Source organism: Allobosea sp. GW821-FHT03A12 (assembly GCF_058986765.1).
On sequence record NZ_JBYSVZ010000003.1, the window covers coordinates 60,416 to 86,212 of the forward strand.

Here is a 25,797-nt window from a genome sequence, read left to right on the forward strand (position 1 = left end):
GCTCAGCCCTCCGTGCGGCCTGCCGTCGGCACGGAGCCGGCGCGCCGGCTCGCCGCGGCATCCTCGCCGAACACGGCCTTGGTCAGCTGGGCGATGCCGCCGACGGTGCCGGCCAGCGCCGCAGCCTCGATCGGGACGATCACCACCTTGCTGTTATGGGCGCTCGCCATCGCTTTCAGCGCCTCGGTATAGCGCTCGGCGATCAGGAAGTTCGCCGCCTGGATGTTGCCGCGGCTGATCGCTTCGCTGACCATGGCGGTCGCATTGGCTTCGGCCTGGGCCAGACGCTCGCGCGCCTCGGCGTCGCGCAAGGCCGCTTCCTTGCGACCCTCGGCGGCGAGGATCTGCGATTGCTTCTGGCCTTCCGCCTTGAGAATCTCGGCTTGGCGCTGGCCCTCGGCCTCGAGCACGGCGGCGCGCTTCTCGCGCTCGGCCTTCATCTGCCGGTTCATCGCGCCGGCGATGTCGGCTGGCGGCAGGATGTCCCGGATCTCGATGCGCGTAACCTTGACGCCCCAGGGCGAGGCGGCGGCGTCCATGACCCGCAGCAGCCGCTCGTTGATCTCGTCGCGATGCGAGAGCAGCTGGTCGAGGTCCATCGAGCCGACCACGGTGCGGATATTGGTCATAGTCAGGACCATCAGCGCCTGGGCGAGATGGGAAACCTCGTAGCAGGCCCTGGCGGCGTCGAGCACCTGGTAGAAGGCGGCGGCGTCGATGCGCACGCCGGCATTGTCCTTGGTGATCGCTTCCTGCGAGGGAATGTCGAGCACCTGCTCCATCACATTCACCTTGTGGCCGATGCGCTCGATATAGGGCACGATCAGCCCGAGGCCGGCTCCCAGCGTGCGTGAATAGCGGCCGAAACGCTCGACCGTGTAGTTGTAGCCCTGCGGGATGGTGCGTACCCCGAGCGCGATCGTCAGGATCACCAGCGCGACCAGCGCGACGACGACGATGTCGAAGCCAGTAGGATTCATCTCAGCTCTCCGGCCCAGTCGGGGCGTTCGGTTCAAGCGTGCCTTTGCGAGCGTCTGATGACGGCTCGCGCGGCGGCTTGCCTTCGAGATAGCCGACGACCCGCCACATCATCGTACCGACGGTGTTGCACTCCTCGTCGCTGAGCACACCCATCATCGCCTCGATCCGGGCGGCGTGGATCGCCAGCGCCTTGCGGGTCAGGACCTCGCCCTCGCTGGTCAGCCAGAGCCGGCGCACGCGCCGGTCGGCCTCGTCGTTGCGGCGCTCGATCAGGCCGCGCCGCTCGAGCTCGGGCAGGAGCATGCTCATGGCGCTGCGGCCGACCAGGAGCTTCTCGGCGAGCTGCTGCTGGGTCAGGCCGGGCGTGCGGAAGACGTTGGCGAGCACGTCGTAATGCGCGAGCTGGATGCCGAGCGGCGCCAGCGCCTCGGAGAAGACCTTCTTCCAGAGCTGGTGCATGCGCGCCACCGCGAGCCAGTTCTTGAAACGCGGCAGGTCCCAGGGAAGCCGCGCGGTGCTCCCGCTCTCAGCTCCGGTTGCGGAAATCGGCTCTTGCATTTTGTTCATTGCTGAACATAATTGTTCAAGGCTGAACGAACAAGGTTTCCGATCATGCCCGGCACAGCGCTTCGCGTCATTCGTCCTCTCGTCCGCATCGGCAGTTTCATCGCCCCGCATGCGGCCGGGCGCGCCGCCTTCAAGCTCTTCTGTACCCCGCCGCGCCCGCCGGGACCACAGAGCCGGACCGGCAAGGCGATCGTCGCCGCCCGTTCCCGGCTGGAGCCGGCGATCAGGCAGGCGGTGTCCTACCCGTGCGGGACCGTCAGCACCTATCTGTTCGAACCTGAGCCCCGCTTGCAAGATGGCGATGCTCCGGCGCCGACGGTGATCCTGCTGCATGGCTGGAACAGCGAGGCGGCGTTCATGACCGCTTTCGTGCAGCCCTTGCTGGCGCAGGGTTTTCGCGTCGTCGCCTTCGACATGCCGGCGCATGGCGCCTCGACCGGGGCTGAGCTCAACATTCCGCTCGGAGTCGGCGCGCTCGCTGCCGTGGCGCGGGTCTTCGCGCCGGTGCATGCGATCGTGGCGCATTCCTTCGGCGGGGCGATCGCGCTAGCGGGCCTCGCCCGCAGCGTGCCGGGCCAGCCACGGGTCAAGGCGAATCGGCTCGCTCTGGTCGCGGCACCGTCCTCGGTCACCACGATCACCCGTAATTTCGGCGCGACGATCGGGCTGGGGCGCCGCGGCCAGGCGGCGCTGGAGCGCCGCATCCACAGCGTCGCCGGCAATCCGGTCGAGGCCTTCGAGGGCCGCGATCAATTGGAGGCGATCGGCCTGCCGACCCTGGTGATCCATGATCGGCAGGATCGCGAGCTGGATTTCCACCACGCGCAGGCGCTGGCGGCGGCAGGGCCGTTCGTGGCGCTGCAGGAGACGAGCGGGCTCGGCCACCGGCGGATACTGCAGGCGAAGCAGGTCGTGGAGGGCGTGACGCGCTTCGTGGTGGGGTAGCGCCCTACCTCACACCCAGCCCATCAACTCCCGGCGCACGACTGCCTCGATCACCTGCATGCCCTCCTCGGAATCGTTGAGGCAGGGCAGGTAGGCGAAGTCCTTGCCGCCATTGTGCAGGAAGATCTCGCGGTTCTCGCCGTCGAGTTCCTCAAGTGTCTCCAGGCAATCGGCCGAGAAGCCGGGCGCGACGATGGCGAGCGACTTGGTGCCGCCCTGCGCCAGCGCCTTGACCGTTTCGTCGGTATAGGGCTGCAGCCATTCGTCCGGCCCGAAGCGCGACTGGAAGGTCAGGCGGAAGCGCTCTTCGGAGAGGCCGAGCTTGTCGCGCAGCAGCCGGGCGGTGACGGCGCACTGGCAGTAATAGGGATCGCCCTTAAGCAGGTATTCCTTGGGCATGCCGTGCAGCGAGCAGAGGATCACCTCCGGCTCGAAGGAGAGCTTGGAGAGCGAGGCGCGGATCGAGGCAGCAACCGCGTCGATATAGGTCGGATCGGCGTAATAGGGATGGGCGACCCGCACGGTCGGCTGCCAGCGCATTTCCATCAGGGCGCGGAAGGCCTGGTCGCAGGCAGTCGCCGAGGTCGGCGCGGCATATTGCGGATAGAGCGGCACCAGGAGGATGCGGTCGCAGCCTTCCGCGAGCAGGGCCTTCAGGCGGCTCTTCACATCCGGCAAACCGTAGCGCATGGCCCAGTCGACGGTGATGCGGTCTCCGCCGACGCCCTTCAGCCGCTCGGCGAGCTTCTCGGTCTGCGCGCGCGTGATCGTCTTGAGCGGGCCTTCGTCACGCTCCTTGTTCCAGATCGTGGCGTAGTCCTTGCCCTTCCGGCTCGGCCGCGTCGACAGGATGATCAGGTTGAGGATCGGCCACCATTTCCAGCGCGGTTCCTCGATGACCCGGCGGTCGGAGAGGAACTCCTTGAGATAGGCCCGCATCGGCTTGTAGCTCGTGCCCTCGGGCGTGCCGAGGTTCATCAAGAGCACGCCGATGCGGCCGCTTTTGATGGTGGCGTGGTCGGGAGGCAAACTCGGCTTGAGGTTCATCACATCCGCTTTCGTTCGGCTGTGATTTAGACGAGTTACGGTTTTCGTCCAGTCGGGCCATACGGGGTGCGACACTGCGTGAGCAGGGGTCTCGCAAGCCGGCTAGGCTCTTGCTAGTCTTCGACCAAATCAAAACCGCAGGGGTTCGCGCCGATGACCAAGATGACCCGCCGCCACGCGTTCCGCGTTCTCGGCGCTCCCGCAGCCCTTGCCGCCACCGCGCCGGTCGCGAAGGCGCAGACGCCGCCGGCGAGCTTCACGCTGCTGCTGGTCAACGACATCTACAAGATGAGTGACGACAAGGGCAAAGGCGGCTTCGCCCGGGCGGCCGGCATCGCCAAGGCCGAGCGGGCGCGCGGCGTGCCGGTCCTGTTCTGCCATGCGGGCGACTGCTACTCGCCCTCGCTGATGTCGGGCTTCGACCAAGGCGCCCATATCGTCGCGATGCAGAACAAGATGGGCATCGACGTCTTCGTGCCTGGCAATCACGAGTTCGATTTCGGCAAGGAGAATTATCTCAAGCTCGCCGCGGCCCAGACCTATCCGACCTTCGCAGCGAATCTGCGCGATGCGGCCGGCAACCCGCTGCCGGGCCACAAGGATTCGCAGGTCTTCGAACTCGGCGGCATCAAGGTCGGCGTCATCGGCACGACCTTCGACCCGACGCCGCAGCTCTCCAATCCCGGCGACCTGAAATTCTCCTCGACCATGGAGGCGCTGCGGCGCGAGGCGCGCAAGCTGAAGGGCGAAGGCGCCGACATCCTCGTCGGCGTGGTGCATGCCGACCGGGCGATGGACTACGAGATCGTGCGCTCGCGCGTGGTCGACATCCTGCTCACCGGCCACGACCACGACCTCGCCATCGCCTATGACGGCAAAGTGGTCATGGTCGAGTCGAACGAGGAGGGCAATTACGTCACCGCGATCGACATCGCCGCCAAGGCGAGTGGCGAGGGCGCCAATCGCAAGGTCGAGTGGACGCCGACCTTCCGCGTCAACGACAGTCGCGCCGCGACGCCCGATCCCGAGGTCGCCGCTATCGTCAAGGGCTACGAGACCGAACTGTCGAAGGAGCTCGACATCGAGATCGGGACGCTCGGCGCTCCGCTCGATTCCCGTACCGGCGTGATCCGTACACAGGAGACCGCGATCGGCAACCTGATCGCCGATGCGATCAAGGCCGCGACGGGCGCGCAGCTCGCCATCACCAATGCCGGCGGCATCCGCGCCAACAAGCAGTATCCCGCCGGCCACAAGCTGACGCGGCGCGACGTGCTGAGCGAGCTGCCCTTCGGCAATGCGACTTCCATGGTCGAGATCACCGGCAAGGACGTGAAGGACGCGATCGAGAACGGCCTGCGCGATGCCCCGCAGGGTTCCGGCCGCTTCCCGGTTGTGTCCGGTTTGACCTTCGAGGCCGACCTCAAGCAGCCGCAGGGCTCGCGCGTCACCTCCGTCAAGGTCGACGGCAAGGAGATCGATCCGGCCGGGAAGTACACGGTCGCCACCAACAACTTCATGCTGACGGGCGGCGACGGCTACACCGCGCTTGGCCGCGGCAAGACGCTGATCGGCCTGACCGACGGCAAGCTGATGGCCAACGAGGTGATGGTCTATATCCGCCGCCTCGGCACGGTCGAAGCCAAGGTCGAGGGGCGGGCCGTCCTGAAGTGAGCGGCTTCAGCACGGCGCTCGCCGCTTTCCTGGCTGCGCCGGCCTCCGTGTCCTGGCGCGATCTTTCGGTCTTCCTCGACGGGACGGTGGCGCGCGCCTGCGCCGCCGTCGATGCCGAGCGCGCCGCTGGTCATGTCGTGGCGCCGGTACCGGAGCGCTTCCTGGCGGCGCTCGCCTTGACGCCGCTCGACGAGGTGCGTGTCGTCATCCTCGGCCAGGACCCGTATCCGACGCCCGGCCATGCCAACGGACTCGCCTTCTCCTATGTCGGGCCGCCACCACTGCCGCGTTCGCTGGTCAACATCTATAAGGAGCGGGCCGAGGACCTTGGCCTTATCGCGCCCGCCGGCGGCGATCTCTCTGCATGGGCGAAGCAGGGCGTGCTGCTGCTGAACACGGCGCTCACCGTGCGCGAGGGCGCGAGGCAGGCCGGCTCGCATCTCAAGCTCGGCTGGCGGGCGGTGACGGACGCGATCCTTGCGGCCGTCTCGGAGCAGCGGGCGCATGCCGTCTTCATGCTTTGGGGATTGCCAGCGCAGGCCAAGCGCCCCCTGATCGACGAGAGCAGGCATCTCGTCATCGCCAGCGCCCATCCCTCGCCGCTCTCGGCGCGGCGCGGCTTCTTTGGCTCGAAGCCGTTCAGCCAGGCGAACGACTGGCTGAAGGTGAAAGGGGAGGAGCCGCTCGACTGGTAGGCGCGGGATCCCCTCTCCTGGAAGAAGAGGGGCAGGGGTGAGGTGTTCGGACTGGAAACGTTGGCTTGAACTTAAGCGTGCGGTGAGCGCTCGCGGAACTGGTCAGGCCGCCTACACCTCACCCTACCCTCTCCTTCCAGGCGAGGGTTCCCCGCGCTCGTTCCGGCGAGGGCGAACTACCCCACCGGCCGCTCGTCGGCGATGACCTTGCCGTCGTTGGGCAGGGCGCCGAGCGGCAGCACCTCGACGGACCCCTTCAGCTTCGTCACCTGCTGCAGGGTCGATGAGACCGCGTCGACGAAGCCCTTCGGCTCGGCGTAGATCTCGGCCTTCAGCGTCATCGTGTCGAGCTCGTTGGCGCGGCCGATGACAAGCCGGAGTTTGGCGATTTCGCTGTGCCGGCGGGCGATCTCGGCGACCTGCTCGGGCCGCACGAACATGCCCTTGACCTTGGCCGTCTGGTCGGCGCGGCCGAGCCAGCCCTTGATCCGCTGGTTGGTGCGCCCGCTGGCGCTCGCTCTCGGCAGGATCGCGGTGAGGTCGCCGACGGCGAGGCGGATCTGCGGATGATGCGGGTCGAGATTGGTGACGACGATCTCGCCGACCTCGCCCTCCGCGACGGGATCGCCGGTGCCGGGGCGGACAATCTCGACGATCAGGTTCTCGTTCAGGACCATGCCGTCGCGGGCGCTGGTCTCATAGGCGATCAGCCCGATATCGGCGGTGGCGTAGAGCTGGTAGGCATTGATGCCGCGTTCGCGCACCCAGGCCTGCAGCGAAGGCGGGAAGGCCGCGCCCGAGACGATCGCGCGCTTCAGGCCGGAGATGTCGACGCCGCGGCTCTCGGCCGCCTCGATCAGCAGCTTCAGGAAGTCCGGCGTGCCGAGATAGGCGCTCGGTCGGTAGGCGCCGATCACCTCCATCTGCTGCTCGATATTGCCCGGGCCGGCCGGGATGACGGCGCAGCCGATGGCGCGCGCGGCCGAATCCATGACAAAGCCGCCTGGCGTCAGATGGTAGCCGAAGGTGTTGAGCACGACGTCTCCCTTGCGGAAGCCGGCAGCGTAAAGGCCGCGCGCCGTGCCCCAGGGATCGCTGCCCGCGCCTTCCGGCTCGAAGATCGGGCCCGGCGAGGTGAAAAGCCGGCCGAAGGAGCCGAGCGGTGCGCCGACGAAACCGCCGAAGGGCGGGCTGTCCTTGTGCAGCGCCGGCAGGTCGGCCTTGCGCAGCACTGGAAGCCTGGCCAGCGCGGCGCGGTCGGTGATCCCGGCGGGGTCGACGCCCCTGAGATGCGCGGCATAGCCCGGCGTCGCCAAGGCGGCGGCGAGCACGGCCGGCAGCCGGGCGAAGAGATCGGCCTCACGCTGTTCGGGCGGCCGGGTCTCGAGATCGTCGTAGTGCTCGCTCATCGCTCTTGCCCTTGAGGTCGCCTAACGGAAGACGCGCAGGATGCGCAGGAAATCGAGCAGCCCCATCAGGGAGGCTGCGACATAGGTCATCGCCGCCGCTCGCAGCACGCCGCGTGCCGCCGGCATGTCGTCGGGGTGGAGGTACTGGTCGTAGTCGAGGATCGGCAGCGCCTTGCCGAAGCTGGCGTCGAACTCGACTGGCAGCGTCAGCAGGTGCACGACGACACCGAGGCCGAGAAGAGCGACAACGGCGCCGAACTGGAACAGGCCGATCGCCGGAACGCGGGTGAAGATCAGCACGATCGGCACCGCGACCAGCACCACCATCGCGATCTTGTCGACCGTGCCGAGCAGGCGGGCGAGGCGGGTGCGCAGCGCAAAGAGCTGGCTGCCCTGTGCATGCTGGATGGCGTGCGCGACCTCATGGGCGGCGACCGCGACCGCCGTGATCGAGCGGCCGTCATGATTGCCCGGCGAGAGCCGCACGATGCGGGCATCGGGATCGTAATGGTCGCCGCCATCAGCCGTCGTCTCGACGGCCACCTTCTCCAGCCCGTAGCGGTCGAGCAGATGGCGCGCGAGCTCGCCCCCTGTGCCGGGCAGATCGGGCCTGTCGGCGGCGTGTCTGTCCATGACGTGGCGGACCCAGAATTGCGGACCGAGGATCAGCGCGAGGATCACGAGGGCGACGATGAGGTAGAGCATGGGCGGAAGAGATGCTCTGCCGAAACGGGCCGGACTATGACAGCCAGCGCTTGCGGCGCTTGTAGCTCTTGACCTCGCGGAAGGACTTCTTGTTGCCCTCGGCGACGCCCAGATAGAACTCCTTCACGTCCTCGTTCTCGCGCAGCATCTTCGCTTCGCCGTCCATGACGACGCGGCCGGTCTCCATGATGTAGCCATAGGTGGCGTAGCGCAGCGCCATGTTGGTGTTCTGCTCGGCGACGAGGAAGGAGACATCCTCCTTGTCGTTGAGCTGGCGGACGATTTCGAAGATTTCCTCGACGATCTGCGGCGCCAGCCCCATGGAGGGCTCGTCGAGCAGGATCATCTTCGGCTTGCTCATCATGGCGCGGCCGATGGCGCACATCTGCTGCTCGCCGCCGGAGGTGTAGCCGGCCTGCGAGTTGCGGCGCTGCTTCAGCCGTGGGAAGAGCTCGTAGATCCGCTCGAGATCGCGCTTGATCGCGGCATTGCCCTCGCGCCGGGTGAAGGCGCCGGTCAGCAGATTCTCCTCGATCGAGAGATGGCCGAAGCAGTGCCGGCCTTCCATCACCTGGATGCAGCCGCGGCGTACCAGCTCGTTCGGCGACATCTTGTCGACGCGCTCGCCGTCGAAGACGATCGAGCCCTTGGTGACCTCGCCGCGCTCGGCCTTGAGCAGGTTGGAGATCGCCTTCAGCGTCGTGGTCTTGCCGGCGCCGTTGGCGCCGAGGATGGCGACGATGCCCTTGCGCGGCACGGTCAGCGAGACGCCCTTCAGCACCAGGATGACGTGATCATAGATCACCTCGATATTGTTCAGCGACAGGATGGTGTCCGTCGCCGCGGCGGTGGCGGGCTTCTCGAGGGTGGCGGTCGACATGGAGCCTCCAATCCTTCTCCCCTCGGGGGAGAAGGTGGCCCGGCGTCAGCCGGGTCGGATGAGGGACGGACGGATGAGGCGGTGCAAGACTTCCCTCATCCGTCTGCTTCGCAGACACCTTCTCCCCCGGAGGGGAGAAGGATTGGCACTCGTCAGATCAGGACGACTTCTCGCAGGGCTCGGTGCGCTTGGGCCAATTGCCGGCCTTCTCGACATAGTCCTTGGCGTTGGCCTCGATCAGCGGCCGGACCTCGTCCTTCATCGGCTCGATCCAGTCGCCCTTCTGGGTCCACTTGGTGCCGTCCCATTCGGCGACATAGGCCTTGTGGTGGCCGGAATGGTCGGTGCAGCTGACCTTCACCGGCGAAGCGAAGCCGGCCATGCCGATCTCCTTGAGCCGGGCCTCGTCGATGTTCAGGTTCTCCAGACCGCGGCGCATGTCCTCGGGCGTGATCACCTTCTTGCCGGTCAGCTTCTGGGCGGTGCGGATCGCCTCGACGACGAGCATCGAATTGTAGACGCCGCGATTATAGAGGTTCTCGCCGACCTTCTCCTTCGGCGTCGTGCTCTTCCCCTTGTCCACGACATGCTTGAGGATGTCCTGGATCACCGGGAAGTTCTGGCCGGCCGCGTTGAAGTTCAGCGAGCGGTAGCCCTTGGCTTCGGCGCCGCCGGCGCGGGCGTCGTCGTCACCGCCGGCCCACCAGACGCCGACCAGCTTGTTGATCGGGAAGTTGTTCTTGATCGCTTCCTTCACTGCGGTCGGGTTCATCGCGCCCCAGCCCTGGTTGTAGAGGAAGTCCGGCCGGTCGCGGCGGATCGAGAGCCAGAGCGAGCCCTGGTTCTGCATGTCGGCTGCAGCGACGGGATAGAGCTTGAGCTCGAAGCCGTATTTCTTGGCGAGGCTCTCGAGCACCGGGATCGGCTCCTTGCCGAAGGGCGCGTCGAGATGGATCAGGCCGAGCTTCTTGCCCTTGAGCTTGTCCAGGCCGCCGAGCTCGTTGGCCATGTGCTTCACCATCAACGAGGCGCCGTCCCAATAGGTCAGCGGCGGGATGAAGACCCAGGGGAAGTTGGTGCCGTCGGCCGAGGCCGAGAGGCCATAGGCCATCGACAGGATCGGCAGCTTGTCGACATGGGCGCGCGGGATCGCGGCGAGCGTCGCGCCGGTCGACCACGGGCTGTAGACGATGGTCTTCGACTTCACCTGCTCGTAGCACTCGATCGACTTCTTGGTGTCGTAGCCGGTCTCGCACTCCTCGTAGATGATCTTGACGCCGTTCACGCCGCCGTCGCGCTCGTTGATCATCGAGATGTAGTCGCGCATGCCGTCGCCGATCGGGATGCCGGAGCCCGAGAACGGGCCGGTGCGATAGGCGTTGTTGGAGAAGTAGATCGTCTCCTGCGCATTGGCCGGGGCGGCGATCGCACCGGCGGCAAGAAGCGCGCCGAGCGCGACGCTCCTGATGATGCTGCTCTTTGTCATAGGCCTTCCTCCGTGGTTGCCGGGTCCGGCCGAGCCGTCCCGTCTTCGCTTGCCCGCCGCTTGAAGACCGCGGCAGGTCGTTATCCTTGGGTCCTGCTCCCCCGCCTCAATAGGGGAAGGGCCACGTCCGCAATTTCTGCTTCGCGATCTGCCAGAGGCGCGCCAGGCCATGCGGCTCGACGATCAGGAAGAGGATGATTAGCGCACCGACCAGCATGAAGGTGACGTGCTCGGCCGCTGCGCCGCCGATCGGCACGCCCAGCGCCGGCAGGCCGAACTTCAGCGCCGTCGGCAAGGCCGAGAGGAAGGCGGCGCCGAAGAATGAGCCGATCAGCGAACCCAGGCCGCCGATGATCACCATGAACAGGATGGTGAAGGAGAGGCGGATGGTGAAGACGTCGTTGGCCTCGCCGCCGCCGTACCAGAGGAAGATCATCATCGCCCCGGCGACCCCGGCGAAATAGGACGACACGGCGAAGGCGGTGAGCTTGGCGTTGAGCAGCTTGATGCCCATCAGCTCGGCGGCGATGTCCATGTCGCGCACCGCCATCCAGGAGCGCCCGAGCTTGCCGTGGACGATGTTGGAGGCGAACCAGGTCAGCACCACGACGAGTCCGAGGCAGACGAAATAGCGCGTCTCGGGCGTCGCGGCCGCTCCGGTGATCGGCAGCCCGAACAATGTGCGCTGCGGCACCTCGATCGCGCCGGAGGCGTTGTAGTTGAACAGCCAGGGCACGCGGACGAAGGCCCATTGCAGGAAGAACTGCGCGGCGAGCGTGGCGACGGCGAGATAGAAACCCTTGATCCGCAGTGAAGGCAGGCCGAACAGCACGCCGATCGCGGCTGAAAACAGTCCCGAGACCAGGATCAGGACGATGATGTTCACGCCCGGGAAGAAGGTGGTCAGCTTGTAGCAGGAATAGGCGCCGACACCCATGAAGGCAGCGGTGCCGAGCGAGATCAGCCCGGTATAGCCAGTGAGGATGTTGAGCCCGATCGCCGCCAGTGAAAGCACCAGGAACGGGATCATCACCGAGGCGATGAAGAAGTCGTTGCCGGTCAGCGGGATGCCGATGAAGGCGATCGCGAGGATGACGGCGATGCCGATCCGGTCCTGCCGGAGCGGGAACACGGCCATGTCGGCGGCGTAGGTGGATTTGTATTGGCCGGCTTCGCGGTAGAACACGGGTCAGCCTCTCAGATGCGTTCGATGATCTTGTCGCCGAACAGGCCTTGCGGCCGGAACAGCAGGAAGCCCAGCGCGATGAAGTAGGCGAGCCAGCTCTCGATGCCGCCGCCGATCAGGGGGCCCCAGTAGAACTCGCCGAGCTTCTCGCCGATGCCGATGATCAGCCCGCCGACGATGGCGCCGGGGATCGAGGTGAAGCCGCCGAGGATCAGCACCGGCAGCGCCTTCAGTGCCACGATCTCGAGCGCGAAGGAGACGTCCGAGCGCGCGCCCCACATGATGCCGGTGATCAGCGCGACGATGCCGGCGGTGAACCAGACGATCACCCAGATCTGGTTGAGCGAGATGCCGACCGAGAGCGCTGCCTTGTGGCTGTCGGCGACGGCCCGCAGCGCACGGCCGATGCGGGTGTACTGGAAGAACAGCGCCAGCACCGCGATCATCAGCGAGGCGATGATCGCGGCAGCGATGTCGATCTTCTGCAGCGAGACGATGCCGCCGAGAATCTTCAGGTCGATCGCGCCTTTCGGCAGATAGAGCTGCTCGGCGATCATCTGCTTGGGGTTGCCGCCGAAGATGGCTTCGCCGAAGCCGATCAGGAAATAGGTGATGCCGAAGGTCGCCATGAACAGGATGATGTCGGGCTGGTTGACCAGCGGGCGCAGCACCACGCGCTCGATCGTCACGGCCAGCGCGAACATCACGCCGAGCGTCAGGATCACGGCGAGGAAGGCCGGCACGCCCTTCTCGTAGAGGCCGACCAGCGTCAGCGCCGCGAACACCACCATGATGCCCTGGGCGAAGTTGAAGACGCCGGACGCCTTGAAGATCAGCACGAAGCCGAGCGCGATCAGCGCGTAGAGCACGCCGGAGACCAGGCCCTCCCAGATCGTCTGGGCGAGCAGGTCCGGCGCCTGGACCATCTGGTTGAACGGGTCGACGAAGATGGCGTGGATCGTGCCAGTCGGGTCGATACGGGCGCCGATCAGCGCGGCGGCGACGAGGCCGATCACGATGACGCCGGCCTTGATCCAGCCATTGGCGAGGAGATTGGGCGCGGGCTGCGCGGCGATGTCGCTCATGCGCTCATGTCCTTTGCGCTCATGTCCTTGCTTGCGGCGGCCATCAGTGCGCCACTCCGAGATAGGCGTCGATCACGCGCTGGTCGGCCTTGACCTCGGCCGGGGTGCCGTCGGCGATCTTGCGGCCGTATTCGAGCACGACGACGCGGTCGGAGAGGTCCATGACCACCCCCATGTCGTGCTCGATCAGGGCGATGGTCGTGCCGAACTGGTTGTTCACGTCGAGGATGAAGCGGCACATGTCCTCCTTCTCCTCGAGGTTCATGCCGGCCATCGGCTCGTCGAGCAGGAGGAGCTCCGGCTCCATGGCAAGGGCTCGGCCGAGCTCGACACGCTTCTGCAGGCCATAGGGCAATTTGCCGACCGGCAGCTTGCGGATGTGCTGGATCTGCAGGAAGTCGATGATGTCCTCGACCACCTTGCGGTGCTCGATCTCCTCGCTCATCGCCGGGCCGTGGCGCAACGCCTGCCAGAAGAAGCCCTTGCGCATCTTGAGGGTGCGCCCGGTCATGATGTTGTCGAGCGTGGACATGCCCTTGAACAAAGCGACGTTCTGGAAGGTGCGGGCGATGCCGGCGGCGGCGGCCTGGTGCGGCCTGACCTTGGCGCGGCGCACGCCCTTATAGGTGATGCGGCCTTCCTGCGGATGGTAGAAGCCGTTGATGCAGTTGAGCATCGAGGTCTTGCCGGCGCCGTTCGGGCCGATGATGGCGCGGATCTCGCCCTTGCGGATGTCGAAGGAGACGTCGGTGATCGCCTTCACCCCGCCGAAGCGCAGCGAGACGTTCTCGACCGAGAGCAGCACCTCGCCCTTGTGCGTGACCGGCGTGCCGGTGACGGCCATGGAATGCGCGTTCATGCCGCCTCCTTCGTCGCAGAGGTCGCTGCTGGAGCCGTGACCGGATAGATCTTCGCATCGGCGACCTTGACCGTCGCCGAGATCACGCCCTTGCGGCCGTCCTCGAAGGTGACTTCCGTAGAAATGTCAGCTTGGGTCGAGCCATCGTACAAAGCCTCGACCAGCGGGGCGTAGCGCTCGGCGATGAAGCCGCGCCGGACCTTCTGGGTGCGGGTGAGCTCGCCATCGTCGGCGTCGAGCTCCTTGTGCAGGATCAGGAAGCGCTTGATCTGGGCGCCGCCCATCATCGGCTCGGCCGCGAGAGAGCGGTTCACCTCGTCGACATGCTTGGCCATCATCTCGTAGACCTGCGGATGGCCGGCGAGCTCCTGATAGGAGGCGTAGACGACATTGTTGCGCTCGGCCCAGTTGCCGACGGCGGTCAGGTCGATGTTGAGCGCCACCGTCGCGTAGTCGCGGCCCTGGCCGAAGGCGACGACCTCCTTGATGTTCGGATAGAACTTCAGCTTGTTCTCGATGTATTTCGGCGGGAACAGCTCACCGGAGTTGAGCTTGCCGACGTCCTTGGCGCGGTCGATGATCTTGAGGTGGCCGCTCTCGTCGAAGAAGCCGGCATCGCCCGAGCGGACATAGCCGTCCTCGGTCATCGTCTCGGCGGTCTTCTCGTCGTCCTTGTAGTAGCCGCGGAAGATCGAGGGCGAGCGGTAGAGCACCTCGCCATTGTCGGCGATGCGGATCTCGACCTGCGGCGCCGGCTTGCCGACCGTGTCGGCCTTGATCTCGCCGTCCGGCTGCATGGTGATGTAGACGCCGGCCTCGGTCTGTCCGTAGAGCTGCTTCAGGTTGACGCCGATCGAGCGGTAGAAGCGGAAGAGCTCGGGGCCGATCGCCTCGCCGGCGGTGTAGCCGACCTTGATGTTGGTCAGGCCGAAGCGGTTGCGTAAGGGGGCGTAGATCAGGATGTCGCCGAGCTTGTAGAGCAGGCGGGCGCCGAGCGGCACGTTCTCGCCGTTCAGGATCTTCTCGCCATGCTGCTTGGCGACGCCGAGGAAGTAGTGGAAGACCTTCCGCATCAGCGAGCCGGCATCCTCCATGCGCACCATGGTCAGCGTCAGCATGGTCTCGAAGACGCGCGGCGGGGCGAAGGCATAGGTGGTGCCGATCTCGCGGCGGTCGTCGACGACGGTCTCGGGGCCTTCCGGGCAGTTGACGCAGAAGCCGGCGATGATCGCCTGCGCATAGGAGAAGACGTGGTCGCCGACCCAGGCGATCGGCAGATAGGCGATGATCTCGTCGTTCTCGTTCAACCCATCGAAGCTGCAGCCAATCTCGGCGGCGGTGATGACGTTGAAATGGGTGAGCATCACGCCCTTGGGCCGCCCTGTCGTGCCGGAGGTGTAGAGGATGATGGCGAGGTCGCCACTCGCGCCCTGTTCCATCTCGCGATCATGCGCGGCTGAAACGGCGGTGTCCTTGAGCGCGGCGCGCCCGGCCTCGATCACGTCGCTGATGTCGTGGAGCTTGGCGTGGTCATAGTCGCGCAAGCCGCGCGGTTCGTCATAGAGCATGTGGCGCAGGTTCGGCAGGCGTTCGACGACCGACAAGACCTTGTCGACCTGCTCCTGATCCTGCACGCAGGCGAAGACCGCTCCGGCATGGTCGAGCACATAGGCCATCTCGTCGGCGACGCTGTCGGCATAAACCGGCACCGGGATCGCGCCGAGCCATTGCGCCGCGGCCATCGACCAATAGAGGCGCGGCCGATTGTAGCCGACGATGGCGACCTTCTCGCCGCGCTTCAGGCCGAGCTGCTCGAAACCCCTTGCATAGGCGCGGACCTGCTCGGCGACCTCGGCCCAGGTCCAGGACTGCCAGATGCCGAGGTCCTTGTGCCGGAACGCGACACGCGCGCCGCGCTCCCGTGCATTGCGCAGCACGAGCTTGGGAAAGGTGTCCGCCTGGCCGGCGGCTGCGCTTGCCACGATCGTCGTCTCCACCCTGTCGCCCCGTCTGTCGCGGGTTTGCCGGGGCCCGAGGCCCTTGTGCGATCATGCAAGCTTTGCAGGTGGCTCGGCGCTGTGCAAGAAGCCACTTGACAGACAAGACGTGTTTGAGGCGCTATTGTCCCGCCGAGGTTCGACTTGGCCTTCAGCCCCGCGATCGGCCGGGCGGCACTTCCCGACATCGCAAGGCTAGCAGGCGCCCGGTTTTCACCGGGCTGGCGCAGTGTTTTCGGCTGCGCACGCAGGTTGATGGCTCGTTGCGAGGACCGGCCGATGCGTGCGCTTGCCTCGATCACGATCGCGATGCTGCTCGCTGTGGGAGCGACGCAGACACATGCGCATCGAGCGTTCGGCGGCTGGGACTACCCGTTTGAATGCTGCTCGGAGGCGGATTGCGCGCAGATCGATGTCAGCGAGGTGCGGGAGACCCCGGCCGGCTTCGTGGTGACGATCAGGCCGGGGCGGCATCCGATGTGGGTGACGGAGCGCCGCCAAACAGTTGTGCTCGAAATCCCCTATCAGAAGGCCCGCCTCTCGCCCGACGGCTTCTTCCATCTCTGCATGAACGATGCGGGGGAGCTGCTGTGTTTCTTCTCGCCGGGTGGGGGATCGTAGGCCGCCTTCAAAGCGGAGTGACCTGCCTGCCGATAGGGGCAGGCAGGCCACATTTTTCAGGGGACGCCGGCGTGCTGCGTCGAAAGCTCAGTCCTTCGGAAGCGGGCCTACGACCGGCTTGGCGTCGCCGAACATCGCGGGATCGATGCTGAGCTGGAAACGCTTGAAGCGCCAGCCGCCCTCGGTTTGCTTGACCAGGCAGTCGGCTCCAGCCGTGGCGATCGCCACCGGCCCCACCGCGACATTGACCTTGTGGATGTAGAAGCGATGGCGCGCGCCCTCGTCATGCGCCTCGATGAGGTGATTGCTCAGGAAATGGCGGACGCTGTCTTCCTTGCCTGCAGCGATGTGCTTGGCGATGAAGTCTTCCACCGCTTCCGGGCCGACGAAGTCGCCATAGGGGGCGACGAAGGCGCCGTCATTCGCGAAGAAGGAAGCGAAGCCCGGCGCGTCCTTGCCGTCGAGGCAAATATAGATCTGCGAGGACAGTTCCTGGATTTCGATCTTGTCTGCAGTCGTCAGTGTCATCGTGATGATCTCCCTGCTTTTGGATGATGTCAGGCGGATGCGAGGTGTCGCCGCAGCAGCGTGTTGAAAGGCGCGCCGATTTTCTGGACGGCATGCCCGGCTCCCGGCAGGCAGTGGCATTCGACCTGCAGCAGATCGGCGAGGCGCTGGCTGATGCCGTCGAAGGCCTCGCTCCAGCCGCCGGTGACGACGAGTTTGGGAAAGCGCGCATCCGCGACCGCACCGATCGGCACGTCGACGCGCCAGGGGCGCTCGGTGACCAGATTGACGGCGGCGGCCGCGACCGGCGGCGGCAGTGGCCGAGGCAGGGGCATGTCCATCTCCAGGGCGGCGAGGAAGCCGGTGACGAAGCCATGTCGATTGGCCGGGTCGGCCCTGGCCCAATGCGCCTTCATGGCCTGCGAGACGCGTCGCACGGCCGGAAGATCGCTCGCGAGCGCAAAGGCGGGCGGCTCGATCACGGTGAGCGACCGCACGAGATCGGGGCGCATGCCAGCGGCGTTCATGGCGATGACGCCACCCATCGACGTCCCGACGAGATGGGCGCCATCACCCAGCAGGGCGACGATATCGCCTGCGTCCTTGTGAACATCGACCGCAACGATCGGGGCGGTGTCGCCATAGCCGCGGCGGGTCATGATCGACAGGGCGAAGCTGTCGCTCAGCTCCTTCTGCTCGAGGAAGGCGGCGGCGCCGACCCCGAGACTGCCATGGACCATGACGATCCGGTCGCCGCGGTCTCCCCATTGTTCGACTGCGTAGAGCATGAAGCGGTCCTTTCTGGTCGTGCAGATTTGATGGGCCTGATCGAAGATCCGCGGGGGCGGGCGCACAGGCGCGATCGCCCGCTTTTGGGGTGTCAAGGACCCCAGAGCCGGTACTTCAGGGTGGCGAATACGGTGGTGCCTTTGGCGACCGTCGCGCTGTCGACGCCGTAGCGCGGCGTTCCGCCGGACGTGCGGGCCGAGAGTTCCTTGGTCGCCCAGACGCTCAGCGTTGCCGGGCCGAAATTGTAGCCGACCATCGCGCCGGCGGCCCAGATATCGTAGCGATTGAGGTTGATCGCGCCGCCATAGAACGGGCTCGAGCGATCCTTGCTGACCTGGCCGACATAGTAAGCCACCGGCCCCAGCGTCCAGTTGCCGATCGTCTTGGTGGCCGTAAACTCGGCATGCAGGACGTTGCCGCTGGTATAGTCCGTGATCGAATTGGCCGTGTTCATCTCCTGCGAGATGTTGGCGGTGAGATTCCAGCCGTCCTTGACGTAGGACAGCACGAGATTGGGCTGGAACGTCCACCAGGGCGCGCCGATATTGCCGAGCCCGTTCGCGCCGCCCCGCGTGCCGGTCGGCAACCAGATGCCGAGGCCTGCCTTGAGATAGAAGTCGCTATCGCCCAGTTTCCAGCTCAGGCCGACCGGGGCGATGAAGGTGTTGTGCAGGCCGCCTGGATTGGTATGGATCGGGGCGCCGACGCCAATTCTCATGGCAGGCTGGAAGATCGTCGCGTCGTAGGTCGCCCCGAACAGCGTCCAGCCGGGAACCCACATCAGGCCCAGCGCGCCGCCGGGAATCTCGACCGATGTCCGCCCGCCGGCTGCCGTGCTCGGCGCTCCCGGACCGACGAGAGAGCCCGAATTGTTCAGGACGTTGTTGAACATGTAGAGGCCGGGCGGCGGGGTCGCGGCGGATTGGCCGAGCACGATGCCCGGCTTTTGCGCCGCCCCGATATAGCCGGCCTCGAAGGCGCTGGCCGGCCAGGCCAGCGCGGCCGCTCCCGCAATCAGCGCGGCCGAAAATGCTCTCCGGAAAACCATGTCCCCTCCCGTTGCGGCTCTGCTCTGGAGCCGCGAGGGCAACGGCAGAGTTCATCCGCCGCATCATGGAGAGGGGAGGCGCCCGGACTATCGGAAGCGCGCAGAGCGCTATCGCCGACGCGAAAATCTTGCGAGCCGGCGCTGCGATTCAGGAGGTCTGCTTGGCGAGGACTGCGGATGGCTTGTGGCCGAACCGCTCCTTGAACTGGCTCGCGAAGTCTCCCAGGTGAACGAAGCCCCATTGCAGGGCGACATCCGTGACGGACACCGTGCCGGGCGGTGCCGAGGTCAGGACGGCATGCACGCGATCGAGCCGCTCCGCCCGCAGCCAGCGGCTGGGTGATACGCCCAGTTCCCGCTGGAAGCCGGCCTGCAGGCTGCGCAAGCTCAAGCCGCAATGCCGGGCGACCTGGCTCAGGCGCATGGGTCCGCCGATATGCGCGCGCATATGCTCCATGGCCCGGCGCAGCTGCGCCGAGCGTGCAGGCTGGGTCGCCGCCGAGATCGCGGCGCTGAAATTGTTCGACTGCGTGACCAGCAGCGACTCGATGATGAGTTCCTCGAGGCGGATGAACAGCTTGGGATGCGCGAGCCCGTCGCCGAGCAGCGACAGGCTCGCGGCCGCCTCCAGCAATTTGTGCCAGAAGGTCGGCGTATCGCGCAGGCCAAGCTCGAAATTGACCGGCGCCGCCCGCTCCACTCCGGCGAGGTCTGCGCAGAGGCGTTCGACCCGCCGCCGGTCGAGGCGCAGCAGGATCTGGTCGAAGGCCCCGTCGATATCGAGCTGGCATTCCTGATAAGGGCCCACGATCGAGCCCCGGCCCGGCTTGAGCTCCGCAGTCGAGGCACCATAACGAAAGCGCGCACTGCCCCGCAGCGGCAGTGTGACCAGGAAATGCCCGCCTTGCGGGATCTCCGGGACGACGGTGACATCGCTGCCATAGGAGAGTCGGCTCATCGAGAAGGAGCCGATAGGAACATGGTGGAGACGGGCTGCGAGTGCGGCCCCCCGTCCGTTCAGGTGAAGGCGATGGGGCCGTAGAGCCTTGCTGCAGCCGTCGATGACCTCGTCGGGATCATTGCTGGCGAGGATCAGATGCTCGCCGCCGAACAGGCGCTCGGCGACATAGGAGGCGGGCATGGTCATGGCTTCACTCCCCGGCCCATAATTTTGCTGTATAAATTAGCTTTGTATAAAAGTAATTTCAAGCGGGTGGCGTACGCCTGACCGCTCCAGATTGGAGGGTCGGGTTGACCGGGCAGGCCCAGCCTAAGCAATCGGCTGCGTGGCGCCCGGCCCGAGCGATCTTTGCACCATGACGCTGTCTGACCATTTGCCATGGCGATAGGCGACACCCGGCAGCAGCCCGACCCGGGCGAAGCCGAAGCGCTCGTGCAAGGCCAGCGAGGCGCTGTTCTCGGCGTCGATATAGCCGATCATCTGGCGAAAGCCGGCGGCGGCGCAGGCGTCGATCAGCGCCTGCATCAGGAGCCTCCCGATACCGCGGCCGAGATGCTCATGATGGACATAGATCGAGTGCTTCACCGTGAAGCGGTAGGCCGGCCGCTTGCGGAACAGCACGACATAGGCGTAACCGACGACCTCGCCGCCACGGGTCGCGACCAGATGCGGCAGCTTGCGGCTGCGCAGGTTCTTGCGCCGGTCTTTCAGATCGTCGGGCTGCGGCGTGCCGGTATCCTCGACGCCGGCCTCGATGCCGTGGCGAATATGCCGGCGATAGATCGCCAGCATCGGCTCGACATCGTCATCGCGGGAAGGGCGGATGATGATCGGTAGGTCACTCTGCATGCCTCGTCGCGACCCTCAGCCCTGCGCCTGCTCGCTGACGACATAGGTGTGCAGCCGCACCCGCCCCTCGGCATCGAATTCGCGATAGACGCCCTGGATCTCGACCTCGAAGCCGGGGAAGAGATTGAAGCAGGCCTCGAACATCTTGAGATAGTCGATCATCGGCTGGGCCCGCTCGGTCAATCGCTCGCCGGGAACGATGGTGGCGATGCCCGGCGGGTAGACGACGAAGGGCGTCGTCGCGATCCGGCCGGCGATGGCGTCGATCGGCAGATAGTCGACATCGTTGCGCGTCAGGCAGCGCGCCGCATCATGCGGCGACATCGCCATCTCCGGCAGATGCTCGGGCGAGAACTGCCGGTTCTGCAGGCCGCTGACGTCATGGTCGCGGAAGAAGCGGTGCATCTGCCCGCAAAGATCGCGTAGCCTGACGCCGGCATAGCGGCCTGGCCGGCGGCGGTAGAATTCAGGGATCGCCTCTTCCAGCAAGGCGTTGTCGTCGTGCAGCTTCTTGAAGGCGACGAGCCCGCTGATCAGCGTGCCGGCCTTGCTCGCCTCGACGCCCGGCGTCAGCAGGAAGAGCAGCGAGTTGAGGTCGTTCTTCTCGGCGACGATCCGGTTCTCGCGCAGGTACTGGGCGACGATCGGGGCCGGGATGCCATGCTCGGCGTAGGCACCGGTCTCGCGGTCGAAGCCGGGGGTCAGCAGGGTCAGCTTGTTGGGGTCCGTGATGGCGAAACCCGGCTCCATGCCGGTGAAGCCATGCCAGCCCGCATCCGGTGCGAGCTGCCAGTAGCCGGGGTTGCTGGCGAGCTGGTCGGTCGCGACCATCTCCCAGGCGACATCGTGGACGGCGCCCTCGCGCGAAGCGTCGGCGATGCTGACCCGGTCCGGCACGAAGGGCTCGAAAAACCAGCGCCGCTCGGGCCTCGTCTCCTTCTCCTCGAATTCGCGGCGCACCGCCCGGATCTTTTTGCGGAGCTCGATGCCGAGCCGGATCGTGTCGTCCCAGAGCACCTCGCCGGAGCGCCCCTTCATCATCTGCGCGCCGACATCGAGCGAGGCGAACAGCGGATAGAACGGCGAGGTCGAGGCGTACTGCATGAAGCTCTCGTTGAAGCGCCGGTGCTCGACCCGGCGCTTCTGGCCCTTGATGTGCCGGTCCTTGATGTGGATCTGCGAGGCCTGGCTGAAGCTCGCGAGCTGCTTGTGGGTCGATTGCGTCGCGATGATGCCGGGCGAGTCCGGTCCGAGGCCAGTCAGCCCCATGGCGAAGCGCCCGGCATAGAGCGGATGGAACTTCATGAAGCCGGCCCAGGCTTCGTCGAAGAGGATATACTCGCAGAGGTGCCCGATCTTATCGAGGATCATCTGGGCCGAGTGGATCGTGCCGTCATAGGTGCACTGCTCGACCACGGCGACGCGGAACGGGCGCGGCTTTGTCCAGGCCTCGGGATCCTTGACCAGCGGGTTCAGGCGGATGCGCTCGCGCAGCGCCTCCTCGTCGAAGCTCTCCCAGCGCATCGGGCCGATCAGGCCCAAGGCATTGCGCGCGGTCGGGATGTAGACGGGTATGCCGCCGGCGATCAGCAGCGCACCGTGATGGGCGGCCTTGTGGTTGTTGCGGTCGAACAGGACGAGGTCGCCATCGGTGACCAATGCTGCGAGTGCGACCTTGTTCGAGGTCGAAGTGCCATTCAGGACGAAATAGGTCTTCTCCGCCCCGAAGATCTGCGCCGCTTCCTTCTGTGCCTTCAGGGCAGGGCCCTCATGGGTCAGGAGGTCGCCGAGATCGAGTACGGAATTGTCGAGGTCGTCCCGGAACACCGCCTCGCCGAGATGCTCCATGAAGACGCGGCCGATCGGGCTGCGGCTGTAGAACACGCCGCCATTGTGGCCCGGACAGGTCCAGAGATGGTTGCCTTCCTCGGCATAGTCGACGAGCGCGCCGAAGAACGGCGTCTTCAGCGTCTCGGCATATTGCTTGAGACGGCTGATCAGGCTCTTGGCGATGAAGGGCGGGGTCTCCTCGGAGAGGAAGATGTAGCCGTCGATGAAGTCGAGCACCTCGACCGGCACGTCCTCGAAGCGCTTGCGGCGGATCAGGAGGATGATCGGGAAATCGAGGCCGCGCCGGCGCATCAGGTTGATCAGCGCGGCGGTCTTGCCTTCCAGGCCCTTCTTGCCCCAGTCGACCACCATGCAGCCGATCGCGGCGTCGGTCTGGACCGCGATCTCGGCATCCTCGAGCTTGCGCGCCTTGACCACCTCGAAGCCAGACCGCTCGATCTCCTCGATGATCTGGTTGAAGCGGATGCCTTCGAGATCCTCGGCATCGAAGTTCGGCGTCGCGAACAGGAAGGTGAAGCGCCTGAAATAGTCCATGCCGGCTCCGCTGGGCGTGAACCAGCAGCATTGGGCGATTTATGCGACAATTCGGCGACCATGGAGCCGGCTAGGTTCGGGCCGCGCCATCGCTCCATCCGTTGCCGCTGCCGGGCACAACCCCCGCCTTCTTTCGAAGTGGGGTCGCGCCCGGCCTATTCGTTCCGAGGCTGCCGTGCGCAGAGGCGATCAGAGCCGTTGGAGCAGGAAGGCTTCGGCGAAGCTCAGCTCGACCATGTCGCCGCGCTTCAGGCGACCCAGCTGGCTCTGAATGTCGGGATCGGCCACGACATTGGTCCGCGGCCCGGCCGGTCCGACATAGCTGACGATGTTCGTCGCCGGATCGAAGCTCTCGAATCGCGCCGTTACAGTCAGCGCCCGCACGACGAAGCGTTCCGGCAGGTTCTGGAAGGACGAGTCGGCCGAGGCCTCGGTGTAGATGATCGCCGGCTTGGCGCCTTTGCGAGCCCGCTTGACGTCGAGGATCACGCCCTCGACGCGGCGAACCTCGACCCGGTCGCCCGGGCGGAGATTCTCCAGGCTACCGAACACCTCGGGCACCGCGACGGGCCATGTCTGGCGGCCCTGCTTGACGACGACGCGGCGCCTTGCGGGATCGACGGAGGCGACCTCGACCTCCAACCGCTCGACCTCGACCGGCCCGACGCCGGCGACGATGACCGTCTGGCTGGTGACCGTCGGAGTGGTCGCGCAGCCTGCCAGAGCGAATGAAACTGCGGCGATTGCACTGATTTTCTTCAACATTGGACGTCTCCCTTTCGAACGCTGTCCGGTCTGAGATCGACTGCCGGTTGTCGGGATTCGGTCTGAAGATCGAGAAAATTGCGAATGGATGACTTCGCGGGTCCAAGAATAAAGGCCAACTTCCGCCACACGACAATAGGTCGTCGGCAGACGAATGCGGGTGAGTGCTGCGCTCTGTCTGTTTTGCCCTAGCCTTCGTAGCGCGCGAGGCGCTCCAGATCGAGAATTGTCACCTCGTTATGGCCGACCTTGATGAAGCCGAGCTCGGCGAGCCTGGCGAGGCTCTGATTGGCCATCTGCCGGGAGATGCCGGCGAGCAGGCCGAGCTCTTCCTGCGAGATCGTCAGCGTCCGGTCGTTGTTCGGATAGAGGATCGGGTTGAACAGCCAGGCGAGGTTGCGGGCGAGGCGCCCGGTCGCGCCCAGCATGCGGTCGTATTCGGCGAGGCCGATGAACTGGGCGAGGCGCTCGTTGAACTGGTGGACCAGGAAGCGGTTGAAGGCGGCCGAATGCTCGAATAGCCAGAGGAAAGTCTGGCGCCGCATCAGTGCGACCTTGCTCTCGCGCAGCGCGACGAGATCGTAGCGCCGCGCTTCGTTCTTGATGATCGTGCCCTCGCCGAACCAGGCGCCGCCGCGCAGTCCGGCGAGCGTCGCCGATTTGCCGCTGCGCGAGGTCGTGCTCATCTTCAGCAGCCCGTCGGCGACGCCGGTCCAGGATTCGAGCCGGTCGCCGACATGGCAGACATAGGCGCCTTTGCCATAGGTCTTGATGCTGGTGCCGCGCCTGGCTTCCTCGAACTCCTCCGGCGTGAGGTCGTTCGACCAGGCGGCGATGCGGCGCAGCTCGTCCTCGGAAATCAAGATTCGCCGGCCCCTCGCATGCGCTCGTCGCGCACTATGCGGCCCGATTCATCGCAAACTCAAGTCAAGCCGGCCATTGTGCCGCTTGCATCGATCCCCAGGCGCGCCGTGCGCCGCTGCTGCGAGGTGACCCTCGATTCCGGGCTCAGAACCGGATCGCCGCGGCGAGCGAGGCGAGCAGCAGGACGGCGAAGATCAGGTTGACGATGCGGTTGCTCCGGGGATCGCGGAACAGCCCCGTCAGGCCTGAGCCTGCGAGCAGCCAGGCGATATTAACGATGGCGATGACGAGGAAGAGCAGGCCGATCTTGAGGCCTGCATCAACAGCCGGTTGCTGCGGCAGCAGCGCGAAGCCGGAGAACAGTGCCGCCATCGCCGCATAGCCCTTGGGATTCACCAGCGAGAGCGCGAAGCCGGCGGCGAATGAGGGCGCGGCGGCATCGCCGTCCGCCTCGGCGAGCGGCGGTGCCGTCGCGATGCGGAAGGCGAGGTAGAGGAAGTAGAGCGCAGCCAGAATCGTGACGACCGGCGCCAAACCGGGCAGCGCCAGCACGACGGCGACGACGCCGCTCGCGGTCAGTGCCATCACCGCGAGCATGCCGAGCGTGATGCCGGTGCCATAGCCGAGGCCGCGGCGGATGCCGAAGGCGGCGCCGGTCGCGGTCAGGCTCAGGGTCGCCGGGCCGGGGCTGCCGGTGAGAGCGATGCCGGCGAGGAGAAAGCCAGCCAACCCATCCATGATCGTTCTCCGCGCACCGCTTGGCAGCGAGCGCGAAGAAAAGCGGGAGAAGCGCTGCGGGTCTTGAACGTTCGTGCGGGCCTTGTGCTCACGCCTCGCAGGTTGGCCGCGACGGACCATGCCAGTGCGAGCAGCGGATCACCGAGCAGAAATTACCCCGCTTGAACTGTGGGTCCTTGTCGGCGAGCACGTCGGCCTTGACGTTGCCGAAGGTCGTCTCCGGCTTGTGCTTGATGCCGTCGAAGAAGGCCTGGATGATTTCTTCCTTGAAACTCTCGTCGCGTGGATGGGCGGCGACGACGGCCTCGCGCTCGGCATCGCTGTATTCGCCATAGGTCAGGCCGAGCACATCCATCTCGACGCCGGCCGTGACCAGCGCGACGACCGGATGCATGTGCTTGGGGATGCCGGGCGTGGTGTGCAGCGCGATCGCTGTCCAGACCGTGTCGATATCCGTCTGGGCGATGCCGTGCCCGCGCAGGAAATCGCGCGCGGCATTGGCGCCATCGACCTCGAAGCGCTCATCGGCGCTGCTGTGCTGCTTCATCAGCCCCATGTCGTGGAACATCGCGCCGACATAGAGCAGCTCGCGATCGAAGCTCAGCTTGCGCTTCAGCCCGGCCAGCGCGCCGAAATAATAGACCCGGCTGGAATGGTGGAACAGCAGCGGCGTCTCGGTGTCACGCACCAGCTCGGTCGCGGCGCGCGCCAGCCTGCTGTCGGGGATGCTCACGCCATGGATCGTCGTCATCAG

The 25,797-nt window shown here is 66.0% G+C and carries 25 protein-coding genes; 4 read left to right on the plus strand and 21 right to left on the minus strand.

All coding sequences use genetic code 11. The features are described from left to right. Positions 1-2: 2 nt before the first annotated feature. Complete coding sequence (locus AC3WLC_RS08095; RefSeq protein ID WP_493683420.1) at positions 3-980, minus strand: SPFH domain-containing protein; 978 nt, start codon at positions 978-980, stop codon at positions 3-5. A 1-nt stretch (position 981) separates the two neighbouring features. Continuing rightward, positions 982-1,548 carry a MarR family winged helix-turn-helix transcriptional regulator gene (locus tag AC3WLC_RS08100; protein ID WP_493683421.1) on the minus strand — a complete coding sequence of 189 codons (567 nt, stop codon included), beginning with the start codon at positions 1,546-1,548 and terminating at the stop codon, positions 982-984. 45 nt (positions 1,549-1,593) lie between these two features. Here AC3WLC_RS08100 and AC3WLC_RS08105 point away from each other — a divergent pair, with 45 nt between their 5' ends. Beyond that, positions 1,594-2,493, plus strand: coding sequence for an alpha/beta fold hydrolase (locus AC3WLC_RS08105; protein ID WP_493683422.1), 900 nt, complete (start codon positions 1,594-1,596; stop codon positions 2,491-2,493). Between the two features lie 9 nt (positions 2,494-2,502). On the opposite strand, the gene hemH is transcribed toward AC3WLC_RS08105, so the two are convergent. After that, positions 2,503-3,540: a ferrochelatase gene (gene hemH / locus AC3WLC_RS08110; protein WP_493683423.1), complete on the minus strand. Its 1,038-nt coding sequence runs from the start codon at positions 3,538-3,540 to the stop codon at positions 2,503-2,505. 153 nt (positions 3,541-3,693) lie between these two features. Here hemH and AC3WLC_RS08115 point away from each other — a divergent pair, with 153 nt between their 5' ends. Both AC3WLC_RS08115 and ung read left to right on the plus strand, forming a co-directional pair. Continuing rightward, on the plus strand, positions 3,694-5,214 hold the full coding sequence (locus tag AC3WLC_RS08115; protein WP_493683424.1) for a bifunctional metallophosphatase/5'-nucleotidase: 1,521 nt from the start codon (positions 3,694-3,696) through the stop codon (positions 5,212-5,214). Next, positions 5,211-5,909, plus strand: a complete 699-nt coding sequence (ung, locus tag AC3WLC_RS08120) for a uracil-DNA glycosylase (RefSeq protein WP_493683425.1) — start codon at positions 5,211-5,213, stop codon at positions 5,907-5,909. The genes AC3WLC_RS08115 and ung overlap by 4 nt, the downstream gene beginning before the upstream one ends. Before the next feature lie 176 nt (positions 5,910-6,085). Here the strand turns inward: ung and AC3WLC_RS08125 are convergent, their stop codons facing one another. The 8 genes from AC3WLC_RS08125 to AC3WLC_RS08160 form a co-directional block, all read right to left on the minus strand. Next, on the minus strand, positions 6,086-7,318 hold the full coding sequence (locus tag AC3WLC_RS08125) for a phenylacetate--CoA ligase family protein (protein ID WP_493683426.1): 1,233 nt from the start codon (positions 7,316-7,318) through the stop codon (positions 6,086-6,088). Positions 7,319-7,339: 21 nt separating this feature from the next. Then, positions 7,340-8,023 carry a zinc metallopeptidase gene (locus AC3WLC_RS08130; RefSeq protein WP_493683427.1) on the minus strand — a complete coding sequence of 228 codons (684 nt, stop codon included), beginning with the start codon at positions 8,021-8,023 and terminating at the stop codon, positions 7,340-7,342. A gap of 34 nt (positions 8,024-8,057) precedes the next feature. Beyond that, positions 8,058-8,903, minus strand: coding sequence for an ABC transporter ATP-binding protein (locus tag AC3WLC_RS08135; RefSeq protein WP_493683428.1), 846 nt, complete (start codon positions 8,901-8,903; stop codon positions 8,058-8,060). Between the two features lie 157 nt (positions 8,904-9,060). Further along, complete coding sequence (locus AC3WLC_RS08140; protein ID WP_493683429.1) at positions 9,061-10,389, minus strand: ABC transporter substrate-binding protein; 1,329 nt, start codon at positions 10,387-10,389, stop codon at positions 9,061-9,063. Between the two features lie 106 nt (positions 10,390-10,495). Next, positions 10,496-11,575, minus strand: coding sequence for a branched-chain amino acid ABC transporter permease (locus AC3WLC_RS08145; protein ID WP_493683430.1), 1,080 nt, complete (start codon positions 11,573-11,575; stop codon positions 10,496-10,498). 11 nt (positions 11,576-11,586) lie between these two features. Further along, entirely contained in the window at positions 11,587-12,501 is a 915-nt protein-coding gene (locus tag AC3WLC_RS08150; protein ID WP_091834258.1) for a branched-chain amino acid ABC transporter permease, read from the minus strand. Positions 12,502-12,703: 202 nt separating this feature from the next. Further along, complete coding sequence (locus AC3WLC_RS08155; protein WP_493683431.1) at positions 12,704-13,519, minus strand: ABC transporter ATP-binding protein; 816 nt, start codon at positions 13,517-13,519, stop codon at positions 12,704-12,706. Beyond that, positions 13,516-15,504 (minus strand): AMP-dependent synthetase/ligase, encoded by a 1,989-nt coding sequence (locus tag AC3WLC_RS08160; RefSeq protein WP_493684515.1) that lies wholly within the window; start codon positions 15,502-15,504, stop codon positions 13,516-13,518. Before AC3WLC_RS08160 ends, AC3WLC_RS08155 begins: the two co-directional genes overlap by 4 nt. A gap of 291 nt (positions 15,505-15,795) precedes the next feature. Between AC3WLC_RS08160 and AC3WLC_RS08165 the strand changes: the two genes are divergently transcribed. Further along, positions 15,796-16,137, plus strand: a complete 342-nt coding sequence (locus tag AC3WLC_RS08165; RefSeq protein WP_493683432.1) for a hypothetical protein — start codon at positions 15,796-15,798, stop codon at positions 16,135-16,137. Between the two features lie 87 nt (positions 16,138-16,224). Here AC3WLC_RS08165 and AC3WLC_RS08170 read toward each other — a convergent pair whose 3' ends face one another. The 10 genes from AC3WLC_RS08170 to AC3WLC_RS08215 form a co-directional block, all read right to left on the minus strand. After that, positions 16,225-16,665, minus strand: a complete 441-nt coding sequence (locus AC3WLC_RS08170; RefSeq protein WP_493683433.1) for a nuclear transport factor 2 family protein — start codon at positions 16,663-16,665, stop codon at positions 16,225-16,227. Positions 16,666-16,694: 29 nt separating this feature from the next. Next, positions 16,695-17,432, minus strand: coding sequence for an alpha/beta fold hydrolase (locus tag AC3WLC_RS08175; RefSeq protein ID WP_493683434.1), 738 nt, complete (start codon positions 17,430-17,432; stop codon positions 16,695-16,697). Between the two features lie 92 nt (positions 17,433-17,524). After that, positions 17,525-18,481 (minus strand): SphA family protein, encoded by a 957-nt coding sequence (locus AC3WLC_RS08180; protein WP_493683435.1) that lies wholly within the window; start codon positions 18,479-18,481, stop codon positions 17,525-17,527. 148 nt (positions 18,482-18,629) lie between these two features. Further along, positions 18,630-19,628 (minus strand): cupin domain-containing protein, encoded by a 999-nt coding sequence (locus tag AC3WLC_RS08185; RefSeq protein ID WP_493683436.1) that lies wholly within the window; start codon positions 19,626-19,628, stop codon positions 18,630-18,632. 123 nt (positions 19,629-19,751) lie between these two features. Beyond that, positions 19,752-20,291 (minus strand): GNAT family N-acetyltransferase, encoded by a 540-nt coding sequence (locus AC3WLC_RS08190; RefSeq protein WP_493683437.1) that lies wholly within the window; start codon positions 20,289-20,291, stop codon positions 19,752-19,754. A gap of 15 nt (positions 20,292-20,306) precedes the next feature. After that, entirely contained in the window at positions 20,307-22,676 is a 2,370-nt protein-coding gene (locus AC3WLC_RS08195) for an Orn/Lys/Arg family decarboxylase (RefSeq protein WP_493683438.1), read from the minus strand. Between the two features lie 189 nt (positions 22,677-22,865). Then, entirely contained in the window at positions 22,866-23,441 is a 576-nt protein-coding gene (locus AC3WLC_RS08200) for a hypothetical protein (protein WP_493683439.1), read from the minus strand. A 188-nt stretch (positions 23,442-23,629) separates the two neighbouring features. Then, entirely contained in the window at positions 23,630-24,304 is a 675-nt protein-coding gene (locus AC3WLC_RS08205; protein ID WP_493683440.1) for a Crp/Fnr family transcriptional regulator, read from the minus strand. A gap of 145 nt (positions 24,305-24,449) precedes the next feature. Then, positions 24,450-25,043, minus strand: a complete 594-nt coding sequence (locus tag AC3WLC_RS08210) for a LysE family translocator (protein WP_493683441.1) — start codon at positions 25,041-25,043, stop codon at positions 24,450-24,452. Between the two features lie 88 nt (positions 25,044-25,131). Continuing rightward, positions 25,132-25,794, minus strand: coding sequence for an HD domain-containing protein (locus AC3WLC_RS08215; RefSeq protein ID WP_493683442.1), 663 nt, complete (start codon positions 25,792-25,794; stop codon positions 25,132-25,134). Between the last annotated feature and the right edge of the window lie 3 nt (positions 25,795-25,797).

Bases quoted from the DNA above. Each gene is read 5' to 3' on its own strand.
- AC3WLC_RS08095 (WP_493683420.1), bottom strand. From the start codon at position 980: ATGAATCCTACTGGCTTCGACATCGTCGTCGTCGCGCTGGTCGCGCTG.
- AC3WLC_RS08100 (WP_493683421.1), bottom strand. From the start codon at position 1,548: ATGAACAAAATGCAAGAGCCGATTTCCGCAACCGGAGCTGAGAGCGGG.
- AC3WLC_RS08105 (WP_493683422.1), top strand. From the start codon at position 1,594: ATGCCCGGCACAGCGCTTCGCGTCATTCGTCCTCTCGTCCGCATCGGC.
- hemH (WP_493683423.1), bottom strand. From the start codon at position 3,540: ATGAACCTCAAGCCGAGTTTGCCTCCCGACCACGCCACCATCAAAAGC.
- AC3WLC_RS08115 (WP_493683424.1), top strand. From the start codon at position 3,694: ATGACCAAGATGACCCGCCGCCACGCGTTCCGCGTTCTCGGCGCTCCC.
- AC3WLC_RS08125 (WP_493683426.1), bottom strand. From the start codon at position 7,318: ATGAGCGAGCACTACGACGATCTCGAGACCCGGCCGCCCGAACAGCGT.
- AC3WLC_RS08130 (WP_493683427.1), bottom strand. From the start codon at position 8,023: ATGCTCTACCTCATCGTCGCCCTCGTGATCCTCGCGCTGATCCTCGGT.
- AC3WLC_RS08135 (WP_493683428.1), bottom strand. From the start codon at position 8,903: ATGTCGACCGCCACCCTCGAGAAGCCCGCCACCGCCGCGGCGACGGAC.
- AC3WLC_RS08140 (WP_493683429.1), bottom strand. From the start codon at position 10,389: ATGACAAAGAGCAGCATCATCAGGAGCGTCGCGCTCGGCGCGCTTCTT.
- AC3WLC_RS08150 (WP_091834258.1), bottom strand. From the start codon at position 12,501: ATGGTCCAGGCGCCGGACCTGCTCGCCCAGACGATCTGGGAGGGCCTG.
- AC3WLC_RS08155 (WP_493683431.1), bottom strand. From the start codon at position 13,519: ATGAACGCGCATTCCATGGCCGTCACCGGCACGCCGGTCACGCACAAG.
- AC3WLC_RS08165 (WP_493683432.1), top strand. From the start codon at position 15,796: ATGCGTGCGCTTGCCTCGATCACGATCGCGATGCTGCTCGCTGTGGGA.
- AC3WLC_RS08170 (WP_493683433.1), bottom strand. From the start codon at position 16,665: ATGACACTGACGACTGCAGACAAGATCGAAATCCAGGAACTGTCCTCG.
- AC3WLC_RS08175 (WP_493683434.1), bottom strand. From the start codon at position 17,432: ATGCTCTACGCAGTCGAACAATGGGGAGACCGCGGCGACCGGATCGTC.
- AC3WLC_RS08180 (WP_493683435.1), bottom strand. From the start codon at position 18,481: ATGGTTTTCCGGAGAGCATTTTCGGCCGCGCTGATTGCGGGAGCGGCC.
- AC3WLC_RS08185 (WP_493683436.1), bottom strand. From the start codon at position 19,628: ATGACCATGCCCGCCTCCTATGTCGCCGAGCGCCTGTTCGGCGGCGAG.
- AC3WLC_RS08190 (WP_493683437.1), bottom strand. From the start codon at position 20,291: ATGCAGAGTGACCTACCGATCATCATCCGCCCTTCCCGCGATGACGAT.
- AC3WLC_RS08195 (WP_493683438.1), bottom strand. From the start codon at position 22,676: ATGGACTATTTCAGGCGCTTCACCTTCCTGTTCGCGACGCCGAACTTC.
- AC3WLC_RS08200 (WP_493683439.1), bottom strand. From the start codon at position 23,441: ATGTTGAAGAAAATCAGTGCAATCGCCGCAGTTTCATTCGCTCTGGCA.
- AC3WLC_RS08210 (WP_493683441.1), bottom strand. From the start codon at position 25,043: ATGGATGGGTTGGCTGGCTTTCTCCTCGCCGGCATCGCTCTCACCGGC.
- AC3WLC_RS08215 (WP_493683442.1), bottom strand. From the start codon at position 25,794: ATGACGACGATCCATGGCGTGAGCATCCCCGACAGCAGGCTGGCGCGC.